The sequence below is a fragment of the Alcaligenes aquatilis genome (assembly GCF_003076515.1).
In the GTDB taxonomy this organism is placed as follows: domain Bacteria; phylum Pseudomonadota; class Gammaproteobacteria; order Burkholderiales; family Burkholderiaceae_B; genus Alcaligenes; species Alcaligenes aquatilis.
The window spans coordinates 2,314,674-2,331,453 of the sequence record NZ_CP022390.1 but is presented as its reverse complement, the minus strand read 5'-3'; the positions used below and the strand labels follow the sequence as shown (position 1 = coordinate 2,331,453).

The 16,780-nt window shown below is 55.0% G+C and carries 14 protein-coding genes; 11 read left to right on the top strand and 3 right to left on the bottom strand.

What is annotated here, in order from left to right; translation table 11 throughout:
* The first annotated feature begins 14 nt into the window (after window positions 1–14).
* The 3 genes from folP (at window position 15) to CA948_RS10670 (ending at window position 3,048) form a co-directional block, all read left to right on the top strand.
* Window positions 15–857, top strand: a complete 843-nt coding sequence (gene folP, locus CA948_RS10680; protein ID WP_162496907.1) for a dihydropteroate synthase — start codon at window positions 15–17, stop codon at window positions 855–857.
* Window positions 854–2,197, top strand: a complete 1,344-nt coding sequence (gene glmM / locus CA948_RS10675) for a phosphoglucosamine mutase (RefSeq protein ID WP_108727992.1) — start codon at window positions 854–856, stop codon at window positions 2,195–2,197. Before folP ends, glmM begins: the two co-directional genes overlap by 4 nt.
* A gap of 68 nt (window positions 2,198–2,265) precedes the next feature.
* Window positions 2,266–3,048 carry a GNAT family N-acetyltransferase gene (locus tag CA948_RS10670; RefSeq protein ID WP_094195838.1) on the top strand — a complete coding sequence of 261 codons (783 nt, stop codon included), beginning with the start codon at window positions 2,266–2,268 and terminating at the stop codon, window positions 3,046–3,048.
* A 300-nt stretch (window positions 3,049–3,348) separates the two neighbouring features.
* Here the strand turns inward: CA948_RS10670 and CA948_RS10665 are convergent, their stop codons facing one another.
* Window positions 3,349–4,839 (bottom strand): Ppx/GppA phosphatase family protein, encoded by a 1,491-nt coding sequence (locus CA948_RS10665; RefSeq protein ID WP_094195839.1) that lies wholly within the window; start codon window positions 4,837–4,839, stop codon window positions 3,349–3,351.
* A 239-nt stretch (window positions 4,840–5,078) separates the two neighbouring features.
* Here CA948_RS10665 and ppk1 point away from each other — a divergent pair, with 239 nt between their 5' ends.
* The 5 genes from ppk1 (at window position 5,079) to pstB (ending at window position 11,140) form a co-directional block, all read left to right on the top strand.
* The gene (ppk1, locus tag CA948_RS10660) at window positions 5,079–7,151 is read left to right on the top strand and encodes a polyphosphate kinase 1 (RefSeq protein WP_094195840.1); all 2,073 of its coding nucleotides are present in this window, start codon (window positions 5,079–5,081) and stop codon (window positions 7,149–7,151) included.
* A gap of 97 nt (window positions 7,152–7,248) precedes the next feature.
* The gene (gene pstS / locus CA948_RS10655; protein ID WP_108727991.1) at window positions 7,249–8,292 is read left to right on the top strand and encodes a phosphate ABC transporter substrate-binding protein PstS; all 1,044 of its coding nucleotides are present in this window, start codon (window positions 7,249–7,251) and stop codon (window positions 8,290–8,292) included.
* A gap of 220 nt (window positions 8,293–8,512) precedes the next feature.
* The gene (gene pstC, locus CA948_RS10650; RefSeq protein ID WP_094195842.1) at window positions 8,513–9,451 is read left to right on the top strand and encodes a phosphate ABC transporter permease subunit PstC; all 939 of its coding nucleotides are present in this window, start codon (window positions 8,513–8,515) and stop codon (window positions 9,449–9,451) included.
* Window positions 9,452–9,463: 12 nt separating this feature from the next.
* Complete coding sequence (pstA, locus tag CA948_RS10645) at window positions 9,464–10,327, top strand: phosphate ABC transporter permease PstA (RefSeq protein WP_094195843.1); 864 nt, start codon at window positions 9,464–9,466, stop codon at window positions 10,325–10,327.
* 33 nt (window positions 10,328–10,360) lie between these two features.
* On the top strand, window positions 10,361–11,140 hold the full coding sequence (gene pstB / locus CA948_RS10640) for a phosphate ABC transporter ATP-binding protein PstB (RefSeq protein ID WP_108727990.1): 780 nt from the start codon (window positions 10,361–10,363) through the stop codon (window positions 11,138–11,140).
* 355 nt (window positions 11,141–11,495) lie between these two features.
* Here the strand turns inward: pstB and CA948_RS10635 are convergent, their stop codons facing one another.
* Complete coding sequence (locus tag CA948_RS10635; RefSeq protein ID WP_108727989.1) at window positions 11,496–13,121, bottom strand: acyl-CoA synthetase; 1,626 nt, start codon at window positions 13,119–13,121, stop codon at window positions 11,496–11,498.
* Window positions 13,122–13,391: 270 nt separating this feature from the next.
* Entirely contained in the window at window positions 13,392–13,793 is a 402-nt protein-coding gene (locus CA948_RS10630; RefSeq protein WP_094195845.1) for a hypothetical protein, read from the bottom strand.
* 223 nt (window positions 13,794–14,016) lie between these two features.
* Here CA948_RS10630 and CA948_RS10625 point away from each other — a divergent pair, with 223 nt between their 5' ends.
* The 3 genes from CA948_RS10625 to CA948_RS10615 are packed head-to-tail and all read left to right on the top strand — an operon-like array spanning window position 14,017 to window position 16,590.
* The gene (locus tag CA948_RS10625; protein WP_108727988.1) at window positions 14,017–14,565 is read left to right on the top strand and encodes a PepSY domain-containing protein; all 549 of its coding nucleotides are present in this window, start codon (window positions 14,017–14,019) and stop codon (window positions 14,563–14,565) included.
* Between the two features lies 1 nt (window position 14,566).
* Window positions 14,567–15,232: a response regulator transcription factor gene (locus CA948_RS10620; protein ID WP_094195847.1), complete on the top strand. Its 666-nt coding sequence runs from the start codon at window positions 14,567–14,569 to the stop codon at window positions 15,230–15,232.
* Window positions 15,229–16,590: a sensor histidine kinase gene (locus CA948_RS10615; protein WP_108727987.1), complete on the top strand. Its 1,362-nt coding sequence runs from the start codon at window positions 15,229–15,231 to the stop codon at window positions 16,588–16,590. The genes CA948_RS10620 and CA948_RS10615 overlap by 4 nt, the downstream gene beginning before the upstream one ends.
* Window positions 16,591–16,780 lie beyond the last annotated feature (190 nt).

The following is a 16,780-nucleotide window of genomic DNA, read 5'->3' as shown; positions in this document are numbered from 1 at the left end:
GCCAAGCCTATTTCATGAATTACCCTGAGTGGTCTTGTGGGCGCTTCCAGTTTGGGCTGGAGCGCCCTTTGGTTATGGGGATTGTGAATGTCACCCCAGACTCCTTTTATGACGGCAATGCTCATAATGACTTGCCTCGGGCGCTGGACCACGCCCGTCAGTTAATCGCCGAGGGCGCAGACATTCTGGACATTGGTGGCGAATCGACTCGCCCTGGTGCCGAACCCGTTTCCCTGGAACAAGAGCTCGAGCGCGTTATCCCTCTGATTGAAGGCTTGCGCGACAGTGGTGTGGCCTTGTCGGTGGATACATTCAAGCCCGACGTCATGCGTGCCAGCCTGGCGGCCGGCGCGGACATGATCAATGACATTTATGCTTTGCGCATGCCCGGCGCCATAGAAGCGGTCAAGGACTCCGATTGCGGCCTGTGTATCATGCATATGCAAGGCGAGCCCAAAACCATGCAAGAACAGGTTCACTATGACAACGTGGTCGTTGATGTACGTCATTTTTTGCAACAACGATGTGAGGCCATAGTCAGCGCAGGCATTCAATCCGAGCGTATCATGCTGGATCCCGGTTTTGGCTTCGGTAAAACAGCGGCACATAACTATCAGTTACTACGGGATTTGCAGCAGGCGGCAGTGCCCGGTTACCCCTGGCTTATTGGTTTGTCGCGTAAATCCATGATTGGCCATGTCACGGGAAAACCCGCCAGTGAGCGTTTGATTGGCAGTCTATCGGCAGCCCTTGCCTGTGTGGCACGGGGAGCAAAAATTGTGCGCGTCCATGATGTCGCCGCCACGCGCGAAGCGCTGGATGTGTGGAACGCGGTTGAATGTGGAGTCTCTGAATGAGCGATCGTAAATATTTCGGCACCGATGGTGTCCGTGGTGAAGTAGGTGGCCCGACCATTAACCCCGAGTTCGCCCTGCGCTTAGGGTACGCTGCCGGTCAAGTTCTGGCTGCCCAATATGAAGGAACGGGCCGTCCTACCGTAGTGATTGGCAAGGACACCCGTATTTCCGGCTATATGCTGGAATCGGCGCTGGAAGCCGGCTTGTCGGCTGCGGGGATTGACGTGTTGCTGGCTGGCCCTGTGCCTACGCCTGCTGTGGCATATCTGACGCGCACCTTGCGCCTGACGGCCGGTATCGTGATCTCTGCCTCGCACAACCCGTATTACGACAACGGTATCAAGTTTTTCTCCGCACAGGGCACCAAGCTGCCTGACGAGATTGAGCTGAAAATTGAGCAGGCCATTGACCAGCCCATGCATTGGGTGAAGTCCGAGTCCCTGGGCCGTGCCCGTCGCCTGGCCGACTCGGCTGGTCGTTACATTGAGTTTTGCAAGAGTGCCTTCCCGAACGACCTGAACCTGAATGGGCTCAAGATCGTGGTGGATGCGGCTCATGGCGCTGCCTACAATATTGCCCCACATGTGTTCCGTGAGCTGGGTGCAGAGGTCATTGCCGTGGGTGTGCAGCCTGATGGTTTCAACATCAATCAGGAAGTGGGTGCGACCTATCCGGAGAAGTTGGCTGAGGAAGTGCGCAAGCACAGTGCCGATTTGGGTATCGCTCTGGATGGGGATGCGGACCGCCTGCAAATGGTTGATGCCCAGGGACGCATCTACAATGGTGACGAACTATTGTATCTAATTGTTGCGGATCATCTGCAGTCTCAGCCTGTCAAAGGCGTGGTTGGCACCTTGATGACCAACCTGGGCTTTGAGAAGAAAATGCAGGAATTGGGCGTGGAATTTGCGCGTGCCAAAGTGGGTGATCGCTACGTGCTGGAATTGATGCAGCAAAAAGGCTGGGTCTTTGGTGGTGAAAGCTCGGGTCACCTGCTGTGCCTGGATTGGCACACGACAGGCGACGGCATTATTGCCGCCCTGCAAGTGCTGACTGCCCTGTGCCATAGCGGTAAAAGCCTGCCAGAACTGACGGAAGGCTTGAAGATGTACCCACAAATTATGGTCAACGTGCCGTTGCAGCCGGGCCAGGACTGGAAAAACCATGCAGGTTTGCAACAGGCAACCCGTGACGTGGAGAAAATGTTGGGTGACCGTGGCCGGGTGCTTATTCGCGCATCGGGGACTGAACCCAAGCTGCGCTTGATGGTAGAGGCCGAGCAAGCCGATCTGGCTCAAGCCGGTATTGATACCTTGCTTGCAGTGGATTTAATGAAATAGTAATGTGGCTATCAAATACCTGAAACATTGTTTGTGCATGATGCATAAAAGTGTTTGGAGTCATCACGATGCTAAATCTTGAGCGCGAACGTACTGAAGTGGATTGGGGAAATACTTGGGCAGGGCATACTGTTGGAGGCTTGGCCTTGCGTCTGGCTCGTACCCAGGCAGAACTCGAATGCCTTCAGCGCTTGCGTTTTCAGGTTTTCACCCAGGAAATGAACGCCGTCTTTCCAGACCAGCATAATGGTCTGGATATAGACCGCTTTGACCCCTGGTGCGAGCATTTCATGGTTACCGAGCCCGGGGAGAACCGGGTTGTAGGGACCTACCGCTTGCTGACCCCTGAAAACGCAAGTAAAGCGGGTGGTTATTATTCGGAATCTGAGTTTGATATCAGTGCCCTGGATGTGCTGCGTCCCAGCATGGTCGAAGTGGGGCGTTCCTGCATCCATCCCGACTATCGTACTGGTTCAGCCATCATGATGCTGTGGGGCGGTATTGCTGCTCTGACGCGTGTCGGTGGTTATCGCTACCTTCTGGGTTGCGCCAGCGTCAGCCTGCGCGATGATGGGGTCACAGCCGCCGAGGTCTGGCGTGTGGCCCAAAAGTCCATGCAGGACAACAAGCATATCCCGCATGTGCAGCCTTTGAATCGCTATCCGGTTGAACGACTGAACAGCGATTTGCCAGCGCGTATCCCGCCGCTGATCAAAGGCTACCTGAAGCTGGGTGCCACGATTTGTGGAGCGCCAGCCTGGGATCCGGATTTCAATACGGCAGACTTTCCTGTCTTGCTGGATCTGGAGGCCATGGACGAACGCTATAAACGCCACTTTGGCCTGGTCTGATTGCGTACTGCTCAGGCCGGATCAAGTCGGGCCTGAATAGGGCCTGTGAATAAAAAGAACCCCCGAAAGTTGGATAGCAATCCAACTTTCGGGGGTTTTTTAGGTTTTGATGATCTGCTTGGTTTGGCTTGGCTTGGCTTGTGGCTTTGCTGGGTATCGCTCAGCCCATTTATTGCTTGGCCAGTCAGTGTGAGTCACACGCCCGTCCGAGCGTCTGTCAGCCTGGGCCAGAGCAGCTACAGGCCGGGTGTATTGTTGTTCGACAGCCCACCCAGCCTCTACACTCTTAGCGCGTCCTGTTCAGACCAGCTCCAGGCTCAGATCATTGATATCACTTTGCCAGGCCTGTACTTCGGCCAGCAAAGAGGCCTGGGTCAGGGGATGGCTGGCCATCCACTCATGGTCCAGCTGAATCTGGACGGTTTTTCCACGAGTCCGCAGGCTTAGCGGTAAGGTTTCTCTGTCTTCACGGCGGCGCATCAACATGACCGCCAAGCGCAGGCTCAATAATGTCAGCCACCAGGTGTTATTGCTTTCAAAGCGTTTGAGCTTGCCCAGCTTGCCTTGATGACCCAGGCTAAGGAAGCTGAGCAACATCTGATCGTCATTGGAAAAGCCGGGCATATCGGCATGTTCCAGCACATAAGCGGTGTGCTTGTGGTAATCCGCATGGGCAATGCTCAGGCCTACTTCGTGCAGATCAGCGGCCCAACCCAGTTGACGTTGCAACTCCTGTACCTCTGGCGTATCGGGCAGCTTCAGTTGTCCGAAGAACTGCATGGCAGCGTCGTGCACACGATGCGACTGGCGCGTATCGACCTGATAGCGTTTCATCATTTGCTGCACCGTCTGGTCGCGCTGATCGTGCTCGGACTCTCGACCCAGCATGTCGTAGAGCACCCCTACTCGCAAAGCGCCTTCACCGGGCAACATCTGGCGAATTTTCAGCTCCTGGAAGGCGGCCATCATAATGGCCAGACCGGCTGCCAGCACCGGCGCGCGATGAGGCTTGATACCGCTCAGGTTGCGCATGTCTACCTTGCCATCGTGTACCAGGCGTTTGCGCAAAAGCTCCATGCCTTCCAGGGTAATGCCCTTTTTGGACATGCCATTCTCTTGCAAGATAGCAACCAGACCCTTGGCGGTACCGGAGGAGCCATAGGCTTCTTGCCAGCCTGTCTTGCGGTACTGGCGCGTAATGCCCTCCAGCTCGCGACGGGCGGTCAGAATTGCATTGTTCATGCGCTCTTCGGTAATTACGCCATCGGCAAAGAATTTGTCGGTATAGCTGACACAGCCCATGTACAAAGAGGACAGCAGCAAGGGTTTTAAGCCCTTGCCAATAATCACTTCAGTCGAACCGCCACCAATATCAATCATCAAGCGGCGGTTGGGGGAGGGGGGCAGTTCGTTGCTGATGCCGGAGAAAATCAGACGGGCTTCCTCGTGGCCGGAGATGACCTCGATGGGAAAGCCAAAGGCTGCCTCGGCAGCCGGCAAAACCTCGCTTAAATTGCGTGCCACTCGAAAGGTGTTGGTGGCCACGGCACGAACGCGATTGGGGTGAAAACCGGCCAGACGTTCGTTAAAGCGTTTCAGGATGACGACAGCGCGTTCAATGGCGTCGGGACTGATGTACTTGTCCGGGCCCATGCCGGCGGCAAGTCGGACAGATTCATTAAGGCGGTCAATGGTGTAGATCTGGGCATGACCGTTGTGCTGAACGACTCGTCCAATGGATAAACGAAAGCTGTTGGAGCCCAGGTCCACAGCGGCAAGAAGTTGTTCCATGAGGCATTGCTCGGGATGATTACTGTGCGATTATAAGGACATTAATCATGGGTTTTGTTTCATAAACCGCAAAATTAAGAAAAGTTAGATCAAAAACCTCGCCACAGCGATGGTGTGATGTGTGCAAGTGCTCTGTCTGCTTGTGAGGGGGGTAGCCATGCGTCCAGGTCATCGCACTGTAATATTCATGTAGTAAAAGTCTCACGATCCTTCTTTTTTGGCTTTTTAACGATCTCACCATGCTGCCTTCTCCCGATTCGACCTTGCTAAACCGTGAGTTGTCCTTGCTCAAATTCAATGAGCGAGTGCTGGCCATGGCCGAAAATTCCACTACGCCTTTGCTGGAACGTTTGCGCTATATCTGTATTGTTAGCTCCAATCTGGACGAGTTTTTTGAAATTCGTATTTCCAGCCTGAAAGAACAGATTTTGCAAAATCCTCATCAGGTGGGAGATGATGGGTTTTTGCCTCAACAGGCTTTTGACAAAGTTCAGGCTGCGACACATCAGTTGATCGATAGACAGAACGAGCTCTTGATGGCCGATGTATTGCCCAAGTTGATGGATGAAGGGATCGGGCTGTTGTTGACGGCGCACTGGACGCAGGCTCAACGGGAGTGGGCGTACCAAACCTTTATGCGTGATGTCATGCCTTTGCTCACGCCCATTGGCCTGGACCCGGCCCATCCTTTTCCTCGTGTCTACAACAAAAGCCTGAATTACATTGTTGAACTCAGTGGCGAGGACGCTTTTGGTCGTACCGGCACGATTGCTATTGTGCAGGCACCGCGTGCCTTGCCGCGTGTGATCCGGGTACCTGACGATATTGCCGGCATTCCCCAGGGTTACATGCTACTGACCTCATTGATCAGTGTTTTCGTGCAGGAGTTGTTCCCTGGTATGGATGTGAAGGGGTGCTACCAGTGGCGTGTTACCCGCAACAGCGATTTGTTTGTGGACGAGGAAGAGGTCACTAATTTGCGTGCCGCCTTGCAAGGCGAGTTGTCTCAACGTAATTTTGGTGCCGCTGTCCGTCTGGAAATCGACCATTCCATGCCCGAGCGTCTGGAACGCTTTTTGCAAAGTGAGTTTTCGCTGGAGGCACCCGACACCTATCGGGTGAGTGGCCCAGTGAATTTGTCGCGTTTGATGCAGTTGTGCAATGTTCCCGATCGCCCTGACTTGCTGTTTGCGGATTACCGAGCCCCCATTCCTGCCCCTTTTGATTCGTCCTTTGAATCACCTGCTCAGTTTTTTGACACGATTGCACGCAAGGACCAATTGCTGCATCACCCTTATCAGTCTTTTCAACCGGTCTTGAGCTTTTTGCGCGCAGCGGCGGCCGATCCAGCGGTGGTGGGTATCAAACAGACCATTTATCGCACCGGTGAGGATTCGGAGTTGATGAATATTCTTTTGTCGGCAGCGCGGGCTGGCAAGGAAGTGACGGTCGTTGTCGAGCTGATGGCCCGTTTTGATGAGCAGACCAATATCAACTGGGCGGCCAAGCTGGAAGAGGTGGGCGCTCATGTCAGTTATGGGGTGGTTGGCCACAAGACTCACGCGAAAATGGTGTTGGTCCTGCGCCGTGAAGCCGGTGTCATTCGCCGTTATGGACATTTGGGCACTGGTAACTATCACCCACGCACGGCCCGCTTGTATACGGATTTCGGGTTGCTGACTGCTAATCAGGAAGTATGCGAGGACATGGATAAGGTGTTTTCCATGTTGACGGGCCTGGGAGCCTGGCGACCGTTAAAGCAACTATTGCAATCACCCTTTACTTTGCATGACAGCATGATGGATCGGATTCAGGCCGAGACCGAGCGTGCTTTAGCGGGTCAAAAGGCCCGGATCATGGCCAAGATGAACTCCTTGCTCGAGCCCAAGATTATTCAGGCCTTGTACGATGCCAGCCAGGCCGGGGTCAGGGTGGATCTGATTGTGCGTGGTGCTTGCGCCTTGCGGGCTGGAGTGCCGGGCCTATCGGAAAATATTCAGGTTCGTTCGATTATCGGGCGCTTTCTGGAACACTCGCGTGTTTTCTATTTCTACAATGGTGGCCAGGAAGAGGTTTTTATCTCCTCGGCAGACTGGATGGATCGCAACTTCTTTCGTCGGGTGGAGTTGGGAGTGCCGGTCCTGGATCGCAGCCTGAAAAGGCGGGTCATTGCCGAAGCCTTTACCTATGCCTTGCGGGATAACCAGTTGTCCTGGAAAGCCAGTCCGGATGGTACGTATAATCGCATCCGAAGTCGTGGTGCACCGTTCAATTTGCATCAGCATTTGATGCAACGCCTCGGTGGTGTGTGAAAAATAAGACTGTCATGAACATGTCACATAGCCTGTTTACTATGTCTTCACATACAGGGTGGGCCTGTCATCTGACTATCATCAAGAGGATTTCTCGATGTTAAAACGTGTATTCAACAAGGTAAGTATTGCTCTGGCGTTCAGCGCTTTTGCGGCCACTGCCACAGCTGCAGACGTAACCGGTGCGGGTGCGTCGTTCCCTTACCCTATTTATGCCAAGTGGGCGGCTGAATACGCCAAACAAACGAACAACCGTGTTAACTACCAGTCGATCGGTTCGGGTGGTGGTCAACAGCAGATTATTGCCAAGACCGTGGATTTCGGCGCTTCGGACGATCCAATGAAGGTCGAGACGCTGGAAAAAGAAAACCTGTTGCAGTTCCCCGCCGTGATCGGTGGTGTGGTGCCTGTGATCAACGTGGAAGGCATTGAGCCTGGCCAACTGAAACTGTCCGGTAAAGTACTGGGCGATATCTACCTGGCCAAGATCACCAAGTGGGATGACGCAGCGATCAAAGAGCTGAACCCCGAGCTGACCCTGCCTAACAAGGACATCGTGGTGGTTCACCGCTCCGACGGTTCGGGCACCACCTTTGGTTGGACCAACTACCTGTCCAAAGTGTCTCCAGACTGGAAATCCCAGGTTGGTGAAGGCAAGGCGGTAAAGTGGCCTACTGGTCAAGGTGGCAAGGGTAATGAAGGCGTGGCCGCTTACGTCCGTCAACTGCAGAACTCGATCGGTTATGTTGAGTACGCTTACGCCAAGCAAAACAAGCTGTCCTGGACTCAGTTGAAGAACAAGGACGGTCAGTTCGTCCAGCCAGGTCAGGAAAGCTTTGCCGCCGCCGCTGCGAACGCAGACTGGGCGGGTACGCCTGGCATGGGTGTGATTTTGACCGAAGAGCCTGGTGCTCAATCCTGGCCTATCACAGCAGCGACCTTTATCTTGATGCACAAGGTGCAGGACAAGCCTGAGAGCGGTAAAGAAGTGCTGAACTTCTTTAACTGGGCCTTCGAGAACGGTGCCAAATCTGCTGAAGAGCTCGATTACGTGGCTTTGCCTAAAGACGTGACCGACAAGATCAAAGCGGTCTGGGCTGCTGAGATCAAGTCCAAAGACGGCGCTGCGGTCTGGAAGTAAGATTCGTGTTCAAATACAGGTCAGTTGTAAATTGATCTTGCGAGACGGCCCACCACTAGGTGGTGCCGTCTTTATTATGTAAAAATTACGGTTTTGTCTTGGACGCACCGCGCGTGCCCTGATCGTTTTGCTGGACCTGAACGTGCCTTGGCTGTTACAGAATCCATAAATCGATTGCAGTGCGTTTGTCCCATTCCGGCCTGACCCTTCATCTGTCTACATGAAATCAAATCAGAACGCCTTTATGGACGGCATTTTCAAGAACATGACGCGCTCGTTTGCGTTTCTCGTGTTCATATTGCTGGCTGCCATCTCTATTTCCCTGATCTATGGAAGCCGGGAATCCATTGCCGAATACGGTTTCTCTTTTCTCTGGACGAATAACTGGGATCCGGTCAATAACGAATATGGCGCATTGGTGCCCATTGCCGGTACCTTGCTCACCTCGCTGATTGCGCTCTGTATTGCAGTGCCGGTCTCTTTCGGGATTGCCATGTTCCTGACGGAGCTCTCGCCTGCCTGGCTGCGTCGCCCTCTGGGTACGGCCATTGAAATGCTGGCCGCGATTCCCTCCATTATTTACGGTATGTGGGGCTTGTTTGTTTTCGTGCCCCTGTTCCAGCGCTATGTGCAGCCCAGCCTGATCTCCTTTTTTGATGGGGTGCCCGTGCTGGGCCAGATCTTTGCGGGCCCTCCCTTCGGGATTGGTGTGTTTACCGCCGGTCTGATTCTGTCCATCATGGTGATCCCCTTCATTACGGCCGTGATGCGCGACGTGTTCGAGCTGGTCCCTCCCATGCTCAAAGAGTCTGCCTACGGTTTGGGCAGCACGACCTGGGAAGTGATGTGGCGTGTGGTTCTGCCTTTCACCAAGAACGGGGTCATTGGCGGGATCATGCTGGGTTTGGGGCGTGCCTTGGGTGAAACCATGGCCGTCACTTTTGTGATTGGTAACTCCTTTAACTTGCCCAGTTCGCTGTTCTCGCCGTCGAACTCGATTGCGTCGGCCTTGGCCAACGAGTTTAACGAGGCCGGTGGCATGCAGAAATCCGCCTTGCTGGAGCTGGGTCTGATCCTGTTCCTGATCACCACGGTTGTATTGGCGATCTCCAAGTTGCTCTTGTTGCGTCTGGCCAAGAACGAAGGCACGTCGCGCTAAGGATCACCTACCATGTTTGATAAAAAATCCGCAATTAGTCTGAGCAACCCGATCTACAAACGCAGGCAGGTGTTCAACCGCCTGATGCTGGGGGTGTCTTTTGCTGCTTTGATCTTTGGCCTGTTCTGGCTGTTCTGGATCATCTGGACCTTGATTGAAAAGGGCAGTAGTGCCATGGCCTGGTCCTTGCTGTTTGAAAGCACACCGCCTCCAGGTGGCCAGGGTGGTTTGTTGAACGCCATCGTTGGCAGTGTCATGATGGCGGGCGTTGGTACCCTGATTGGTACGCCTATCGGCATTCTGGCCGGGACCTATCTGGCCGAGTACGGTCAGCGCGGCTGGCTGGCACCAGCAACCCGCTTTCTGAATGACGTGCTGCTGTCGGCCCCGTCCATCATTATTGGTCTGTTCATCTACGCCGTGTATGTGGCCCAGGTGGGACACTATTCGGGTTGGGCCGGTGCGCTGGCTCTGGCCATTTTGGTGATCCCGGTGGTCGTGCGTTCTACCGACAATATGCTGATGTTGGTCCCCAATGGCCTGCGTGAAGCAGCGGCCGCTTTGGGCTGCCCCAAGTGGAAGATTGTGATGTCCATCTCCTACCGTGCAGCCTTGCCCGGTATCGTGACGGGTGTTCTGCTGGCCGTGGCTCGTATTGCTGGTGAAACGGCTCCCTTGTTGTTCACCGCCTTGAACAACCAGTTCATGTCCCTGAACATGAACGCGCCGCTGGCCAACTTGCCTGTGGTGATTTTCCAATATGCTGCCAGCCCCTTTGAGGACTGGAACCGTCTGGCCTGGGCAGGTGCGGTGCTGATTACCTTGCTGGTCTTGGGTATCAATATCCTGGCTCGCAGCCTTTTCCGCCAAAAATAACGTTTTCACGGAGCGCCCTAGTCGGCCAACGCTATGAGTCAAATTATTACCTCCGACGAATCGACCAAGATTGAAATCCGTAACCTGAATTTCTTCTATGGCAAATTCCATGCCCTGCGCAATGTGAACATGTCTATCAAGGAAAAGAAGGTTACGGCCTTTATCGGACCTTCCGGTTGCGGTAAATCCACCTTGCTGCGCACACTGAACCGTATGTACGAGTTGTACCCCGGCCAACGTGCTGAGGGTGAGATCATGCTGGATAATGAAAACCTGCTGACGTCCAAGCAGGACATTTCCTTGATCCGCGCCAAAGTGGGTATGGTGTTTCAGAAACCGACACCGTTTCCCATGAGCATTTACGACAACGTGGCCTTTGGCGTGCGTTTGTTCGAGCGCCTGAGTAAAGGTGAAATGGACGAGCGTGTGGAATGGGCCCTGTCCAAAGCCGCGCTGTGGAATGAAGTGAAAGACAAGCTGCACCAAAGCGGTAACGGCTTGTCCGGTGGTCAGCAACAGCGTCTGTGTATTGCCCGTGGTGTGGCGATCAAACCTGAAGTTCTGCTGCTGGACGAGCCTTGCTCGGCGCTGGATCCGATTTCCACCGCCAAGATCGAAGAGCTGATTGCTGAGCTGAAAGCGGACTACACCGTGGTGATCGTGACCCACAACATGCAGCAAGCAGCACGTTGCTCGGATTACACCGCCTATATGTATCTGGGCGAGCTGATGGAGTTTGGTGAAACTGATCAGATTTTCGTGAAACCGGCTCGCAAAGAAACCGAAGACTACATTACCGGTCGTTTCGGTTAATCAGACGGATGCAGGCAAAGCTGTCTTATGGGGCTTTGTCTGGAGTCTGGTAGCCAGCTATACCCTGGTACGGAATTACCGTCCCCGTATGACAACACCCTAATCCTTGGACAGAAATCTAAGGTTTAGGGTGTGTTGTTGTCCGGGATAGTCAAAAACAAGATTGCTCCAATCCGTACGGGTTTACTCATGTGCCGCGTGATGGGGGGCAGCACGGGCAAGCAGTGCTTGAGCCTTGCTCTGTACTTGGTCGATGGGAGTATGGCGCTCACTGAAGCACCATACACTCCTACGTTCAGCATCTGGGCTGATTGCCGCGCTGATCCCACCTCTTTGTTGGGCGACAGCTGAATCGCTACTGACTTAACTTGCGCAAAGCATGACGTATGACTTTGCCCGTGGTGGTCATGGGCAGGGCATCCACAAACTCAATCTGCCGTGGGTATTCATGTGCCGCGACCCGGCGCTTGATGTGCTCCTGAATCTCTTTGACCAGCGCTTGGGAGGGTTCGACCCCTTCTTTGAGCACAATAAAGGCTTTCACCACTTCAGTGCGCTCCGGATCGGGCACCCCTATGACTGCTGCCATCGCCACAGAGGAATGCCCCATCAGGCCATCTTCAATCGGGCCGGGGCCAATCCGGTAGCCGGAGCTGGTGATCACATCATCATCCCGGCCTACGAACTGGATATAGCCGTCCTCGTCCTGCATGCCTTTATCGCCGGTCAGCAGCCAGTCTCCCACAAACTTTTCGCGGGTGGCGTCCGGTTTTTGCCAATAGCCCAGAAACATGACCGGATCGGGGGCTTGCACGGCAATATGGCCTTCGACCCCGGCTTTCTGAATCTGCCCCTGATCATCCACAATGGCGACTTTGTGGCCGGGTACGGCCTTGCCGATCTTGCCGGCCTGACCGGGAAACCAGGCCGAGCAAGAGGACACGATCATATTGCACTCGGTTTGTCCGTAGAACTCGTTGATGGTGATGCCCAGTTCCTGTTTTGCCCAATCCAGTAGCTGCGCACCCAAAGATTCCCCGCCGCTGGCAATGGATTGCAGCTTCAGGGGCCATTGCTCGCGTGACCATTGGCTGCGACGCAGCATTTTCAGTGCCGTGGGCGGCAGAAAAGTATGCGTGACGCCGTGTTCAGACATCAGCTTCCAGGTGGCTTGGGCATCGAATTTGGGAAAGCGGTAGGCCAGTACGGGAATGCCGTGATGCCAGGCGGGTAGCAGTACATCCAGCAGGCCGCCAATCCAGGCCCAATCGGCAGGGGTCCACATCAGGCCTTCGCCGGTGGGCAGAAAGTTGTGCGACATCTCCACGCCCGGCAGGTGCCCCAGCAGCACACGGTGGGCATGCAGCGCGCCTTTGGCCGAGCCGGTGGTGCCGGAGGTATAGATCAGCACGGCGGGGTCGTCTGCTCGGGTGTTCAGGGTGCGTGGTGCCGGTTCCGGGTGGGCGGCAATGGCTTGCCACAGGGACAGCGCCTGTTCCTGATCCTGCTGGCTGTCACTTTGATAAAGATATTTGAGTTGCGGCAGATGCTCACGCAGTGGCAGCAGCGTCCCCAGTCCTTGTTGATCGGTAATCAAGGTGCTGGCGCCGGAGTCATTCAGGCGATAGCGCAGCGCATCCGTGCCGAACAGGGTGAACAAGGGCATGGCAATAGCGCCAATCTTGTAGGTTGCCAAATGGGCTAGAGCGGTTTCCAGCCCCTGCGCCAAAAAAATGGCGATACGGTCACCTGCCTGTATTCCTTGGGCTTGCCAGGCGGCAGCCAGCGAGTCGGACCAGGCTTTGAGTTGATCGAAGGTGTAGCGTTTGACCTGGCCATCAGGCCCTTGCTGGATCAGGGCAAGACGTCCAGATCCGTCAGCCCACTTGTCGCAAACATCGTGAGCGATGTTGTAGTGTTCGGGGATGGACCAGTGAAATTCCGAGTAGCTTTGCGAGTAAACAGAATCAGCAGACAGCATGAGAGACACGTTTCCCAAAGGTGAAATAGACTTTCATCCTAACCCCTTATGCGGGATGTCCCTATCCGGGCTAGCCAGTAGAAAAAGAAAAACGGCGCCAGGGGATGCGCCGTTTTTCGTCCTGCTTGCTTGCCGCTGCCTTGATGGGAGCGGCAAGGTCCAGCTATCGACTTTGACTGCTAAAACAACAAGGGCTTGTCACTTCAAACGATTGATTGCGAACAGCAACGGCTTAGGGGAAAGTGATATGGATGGGCCGGGATACAAAACTTATTTGGCTTCCCTGCTGGTACCGTCACGGTGTCCGTCGCGGTGGCCGCGACGATGTTGACCGTCGGTTTTACGTTCGACGACTGTAAAGGCACCGTTTTCGCCTTCGGAGCGGACACGAACGACCTTGCCGTCCTTATCCACCACCATGGCCATGATGCGGTCGCCGCGCTGATGCAGGCTGCCGACCTTGCTGTAGCCTGCCTCTTTCAGACGCTGGTAGGCTGGGCCAATATCGGTGACGTCGTTCGCGGTCAGCGGTTTATGGTCACGGGCCTGACGAGTCTGTTTTTGGGTAGTTTGTGTTTGGGCTGTGCTTGTGGCGTCCTGTGCAATGGCAGCAGTGCCACCCAACAGGCTTGCGCTCACTACCAAGGCAGAAAAGAGGGAAGTGCGTTTCATGTATAGCTCCTTCATGTAATCAAAAAGTGGTGCTGTCAGATTCCTGGGTAGCTTCCTTTTGAGGTGGGAAGGTTGATTTGTCCTGTCAGCCTGGTGCCCATTATGGATAGGTGGCTCTGAATCTAAACTGAAGCCGCTGTTCATGTTATGTTCATCCGCAGCTTGCTATATAAGGGGGCGTGGTCGTTTGATCCCTCTTTTTTGTTTGCACCTACCGATTCTCATGACGTCCATTAAACAATCCGCATTGCTGATGAGCTTGGCCGCCGTTCTGACGGCGGTGATGCCATTGGCATTTGCCCATTCCCATGATTCTCCTGACTGCGGCAGCAAAAAGCAGCGGGGCGATTCGTCGTGGGACAGGGATCAGCGTTCGGATTGGTCGGGACATGATTACGTCGGGGATGATGACTGTTTTCGTCGCCTACCCCCGCTACCACCTCCACCCGAACCTCCCCCGCCTAACGAGCGTTTCGGCCCCAGTCCGTATTGGCCTCCAGGGCCGGCCTACCGTGGCCACGATCAGGCCCGTGAGGCCGTGCGCCGTGGGGAAGCCTTGCCGCTGCGGGAGGTGTTGAAACGGGTGAGGGAAACGTATCCCGGTCGAGTGCTGCGTGTGCAGTTTGAATATGACGAACGCGTTGATCTGTGGGTGTATGAGTTACGCATGCTGGTTGACGACAACCGCCTCCTGCGCCTGAAAGTGGATGCTTTGACCGGCAAGGTGCTGCGTGTGCGTGGTGTGAAACGTTCACACTCCCGAGGACATTGATATGCGGATACTGGTTGTTGAAGACGAACCTACCTTGGCAGCGCAATTGCAACAGGCGCTGGAGCGGGCGGGCTATGCCGTTCAAGTCGCTCATGATGGCGAGCAGGGGCATTACCAGGGCGAGGTTGAAGCCTTTGACGCAGTCGTGCTGGATCTGGGCTTGCCAGGCATGGACGGGGTATCGGTATTGCGTCGCTGGCGCGCTTCGGACATTAATATGCCGGTGCTGATTCTGACGGCCCGCAATGACTGGCACGACAAGGTTGAAGGCATGGATGCCGGTGCTGACGACTACGTGGCCAAGCCCTTTCACATGGAAGAGTTGCTGGCCCGTATGCGGGCCCTGCTGCGCCGTGCGGCGGGGCAGGCGAACCCGCGTTTGCAGTTGGGTAAATTGGAGCTGGATGCGCGCTCGTCCTCGATCAGTTGTGCGGGCATGGTTCTGTCTCTGACCAGTCATGAATACCGCTTGTTGGCATTTATGATGCATCACCCCGGTCAGGTTTTGTCACGTACCCAGTTGACTGAACATATTTACTCGCAAGACTTCGAGCGCGACTCCAATACCATCGAGGTGTTTATCGGTCGTTTGCGCAAAAAGCTGCCCCCCGGCTACATCGAAACGGTGCGAGGCATGGGCTACCGTCTGGTGGACCCCGAAGCATGATTGCCTGGCGGGGTCACTCCATTTTGGGTTCCTTGCGTGGCCGCTTGCTGCTGGGGACCTTGGCCTGGATTCTGATCAGTATTGTTCTGGCCGGCTTGGGCTTGAATCGCCTGTTTCAAGACCATGTTTATCGTCAGTTCGAGCAGCGTTTACAAACTCATCTGGACCAGATCATGGCGGATGTGAATCTGGACAATGCGGATGGCGTTACCCTGCAATCGCGTCTGAGTGATCCTTTATTTGAACAACCGTATTCTGGCATGTACTGGCAGATTGCCCGCCAGGAGGTGGGCAGCGATCAGTGGAGCGTCGTTTTGCGGTCAACTTCTTTGTGGGACGAAGCCCTGGATGTGAATGCGCCTGATACGCCCAGTGGCGTTCTGTCACTGACCGGCCCGGAAAAGCAGCGACTGGTGGTGCTGCGTCAGGAGCTGGACGAGGTTAACGACAAGGGCCAAAGCTTGCAGATCATGGTGGCGGGCAAGCGGGAGCTGTTGGCCGAGCCCTTGGCCCGTTTTGAGCGGATTCTGTTCCTGTCTCTGGGCGGTTTGGCCGTGGGTCTGATTCTGGCGGCTATCTTGCAAGTGGTGCTGGCCTTGTATCCTTTGCATCTGTTGCGACGCCGTTTGCTGGATGTGCAAGAAGGCCGTGAGCCGCAAGTTGGTGGTAGTTTTCCCAGCGAAATTCAGCCCTTGGTGGATGATTTCAATGCGGTGCTCAGTGCCAATGCGGGCATGGTGGATCGTGCGCGGGCGCAGGCTGGAAACCTGGCCCATGCCGTCAAAACCCCGCTAACGATTATGGGTAATGCAGCCCAGGCAGAAGATCCGCATTTGGCGGCTGTGGTTAGCGAGCAGGTGGCCTTGGCCCAGCGTCAGGTTGATCACCACTTGTCTCGTGCACGGGCCATGGCGGTAAGAGCCATTGGCGTGCGTACCGATGTGTCTGCCTGTTTGCAGTCCCTGTGCCGGGTGATGGGACGTTTGCACAAGGATAAGCAGATTCATCTGGATGTGTCCGAGCAGGAATTGGTTTTTAAAGGCGAAGAGCAGGATTTGCAGGAGATGGCCGGTAATCTCTTGGACAACGCCTGCAAATGGGCCACACAAAATGTGTGGTGTCAGGTGTGGCAGCAGGACAATGTGCTGCATCTGGTGGTGGAAGATGATGGCCCTGGCCTGGACCCGGAGCAGCTTGAGCGTGTGTTTGGCCGAGGTCAGCGTGCGGATGAACGGCACCCTGGCTTTGGTTTGGGATTGGACATTGTGCGTGAGCTTGCGCGCAGCTATCAGGGCAAGGTGCAGGCCAGTGTGTCGGAGAAAGGTGGTTTGCGCCTGGATTTGACCTTGGCGAGTTAAGGTAGGAAGCTTGGGTGCTAACACCAACACCAACACCAACACCAACACCAGTGTCGTTGAGGGTAGAGGCGTCTGGGGCTGGCAGATTGAGTGGCTGGTGCTAACAGGGGCAGGTGGTGGTAATGGCTTGATCATCCATGAAAAACGCCCGGCGAGGCGGGCGTTCTTTTAGCACAGGGCTGGGGGCAGC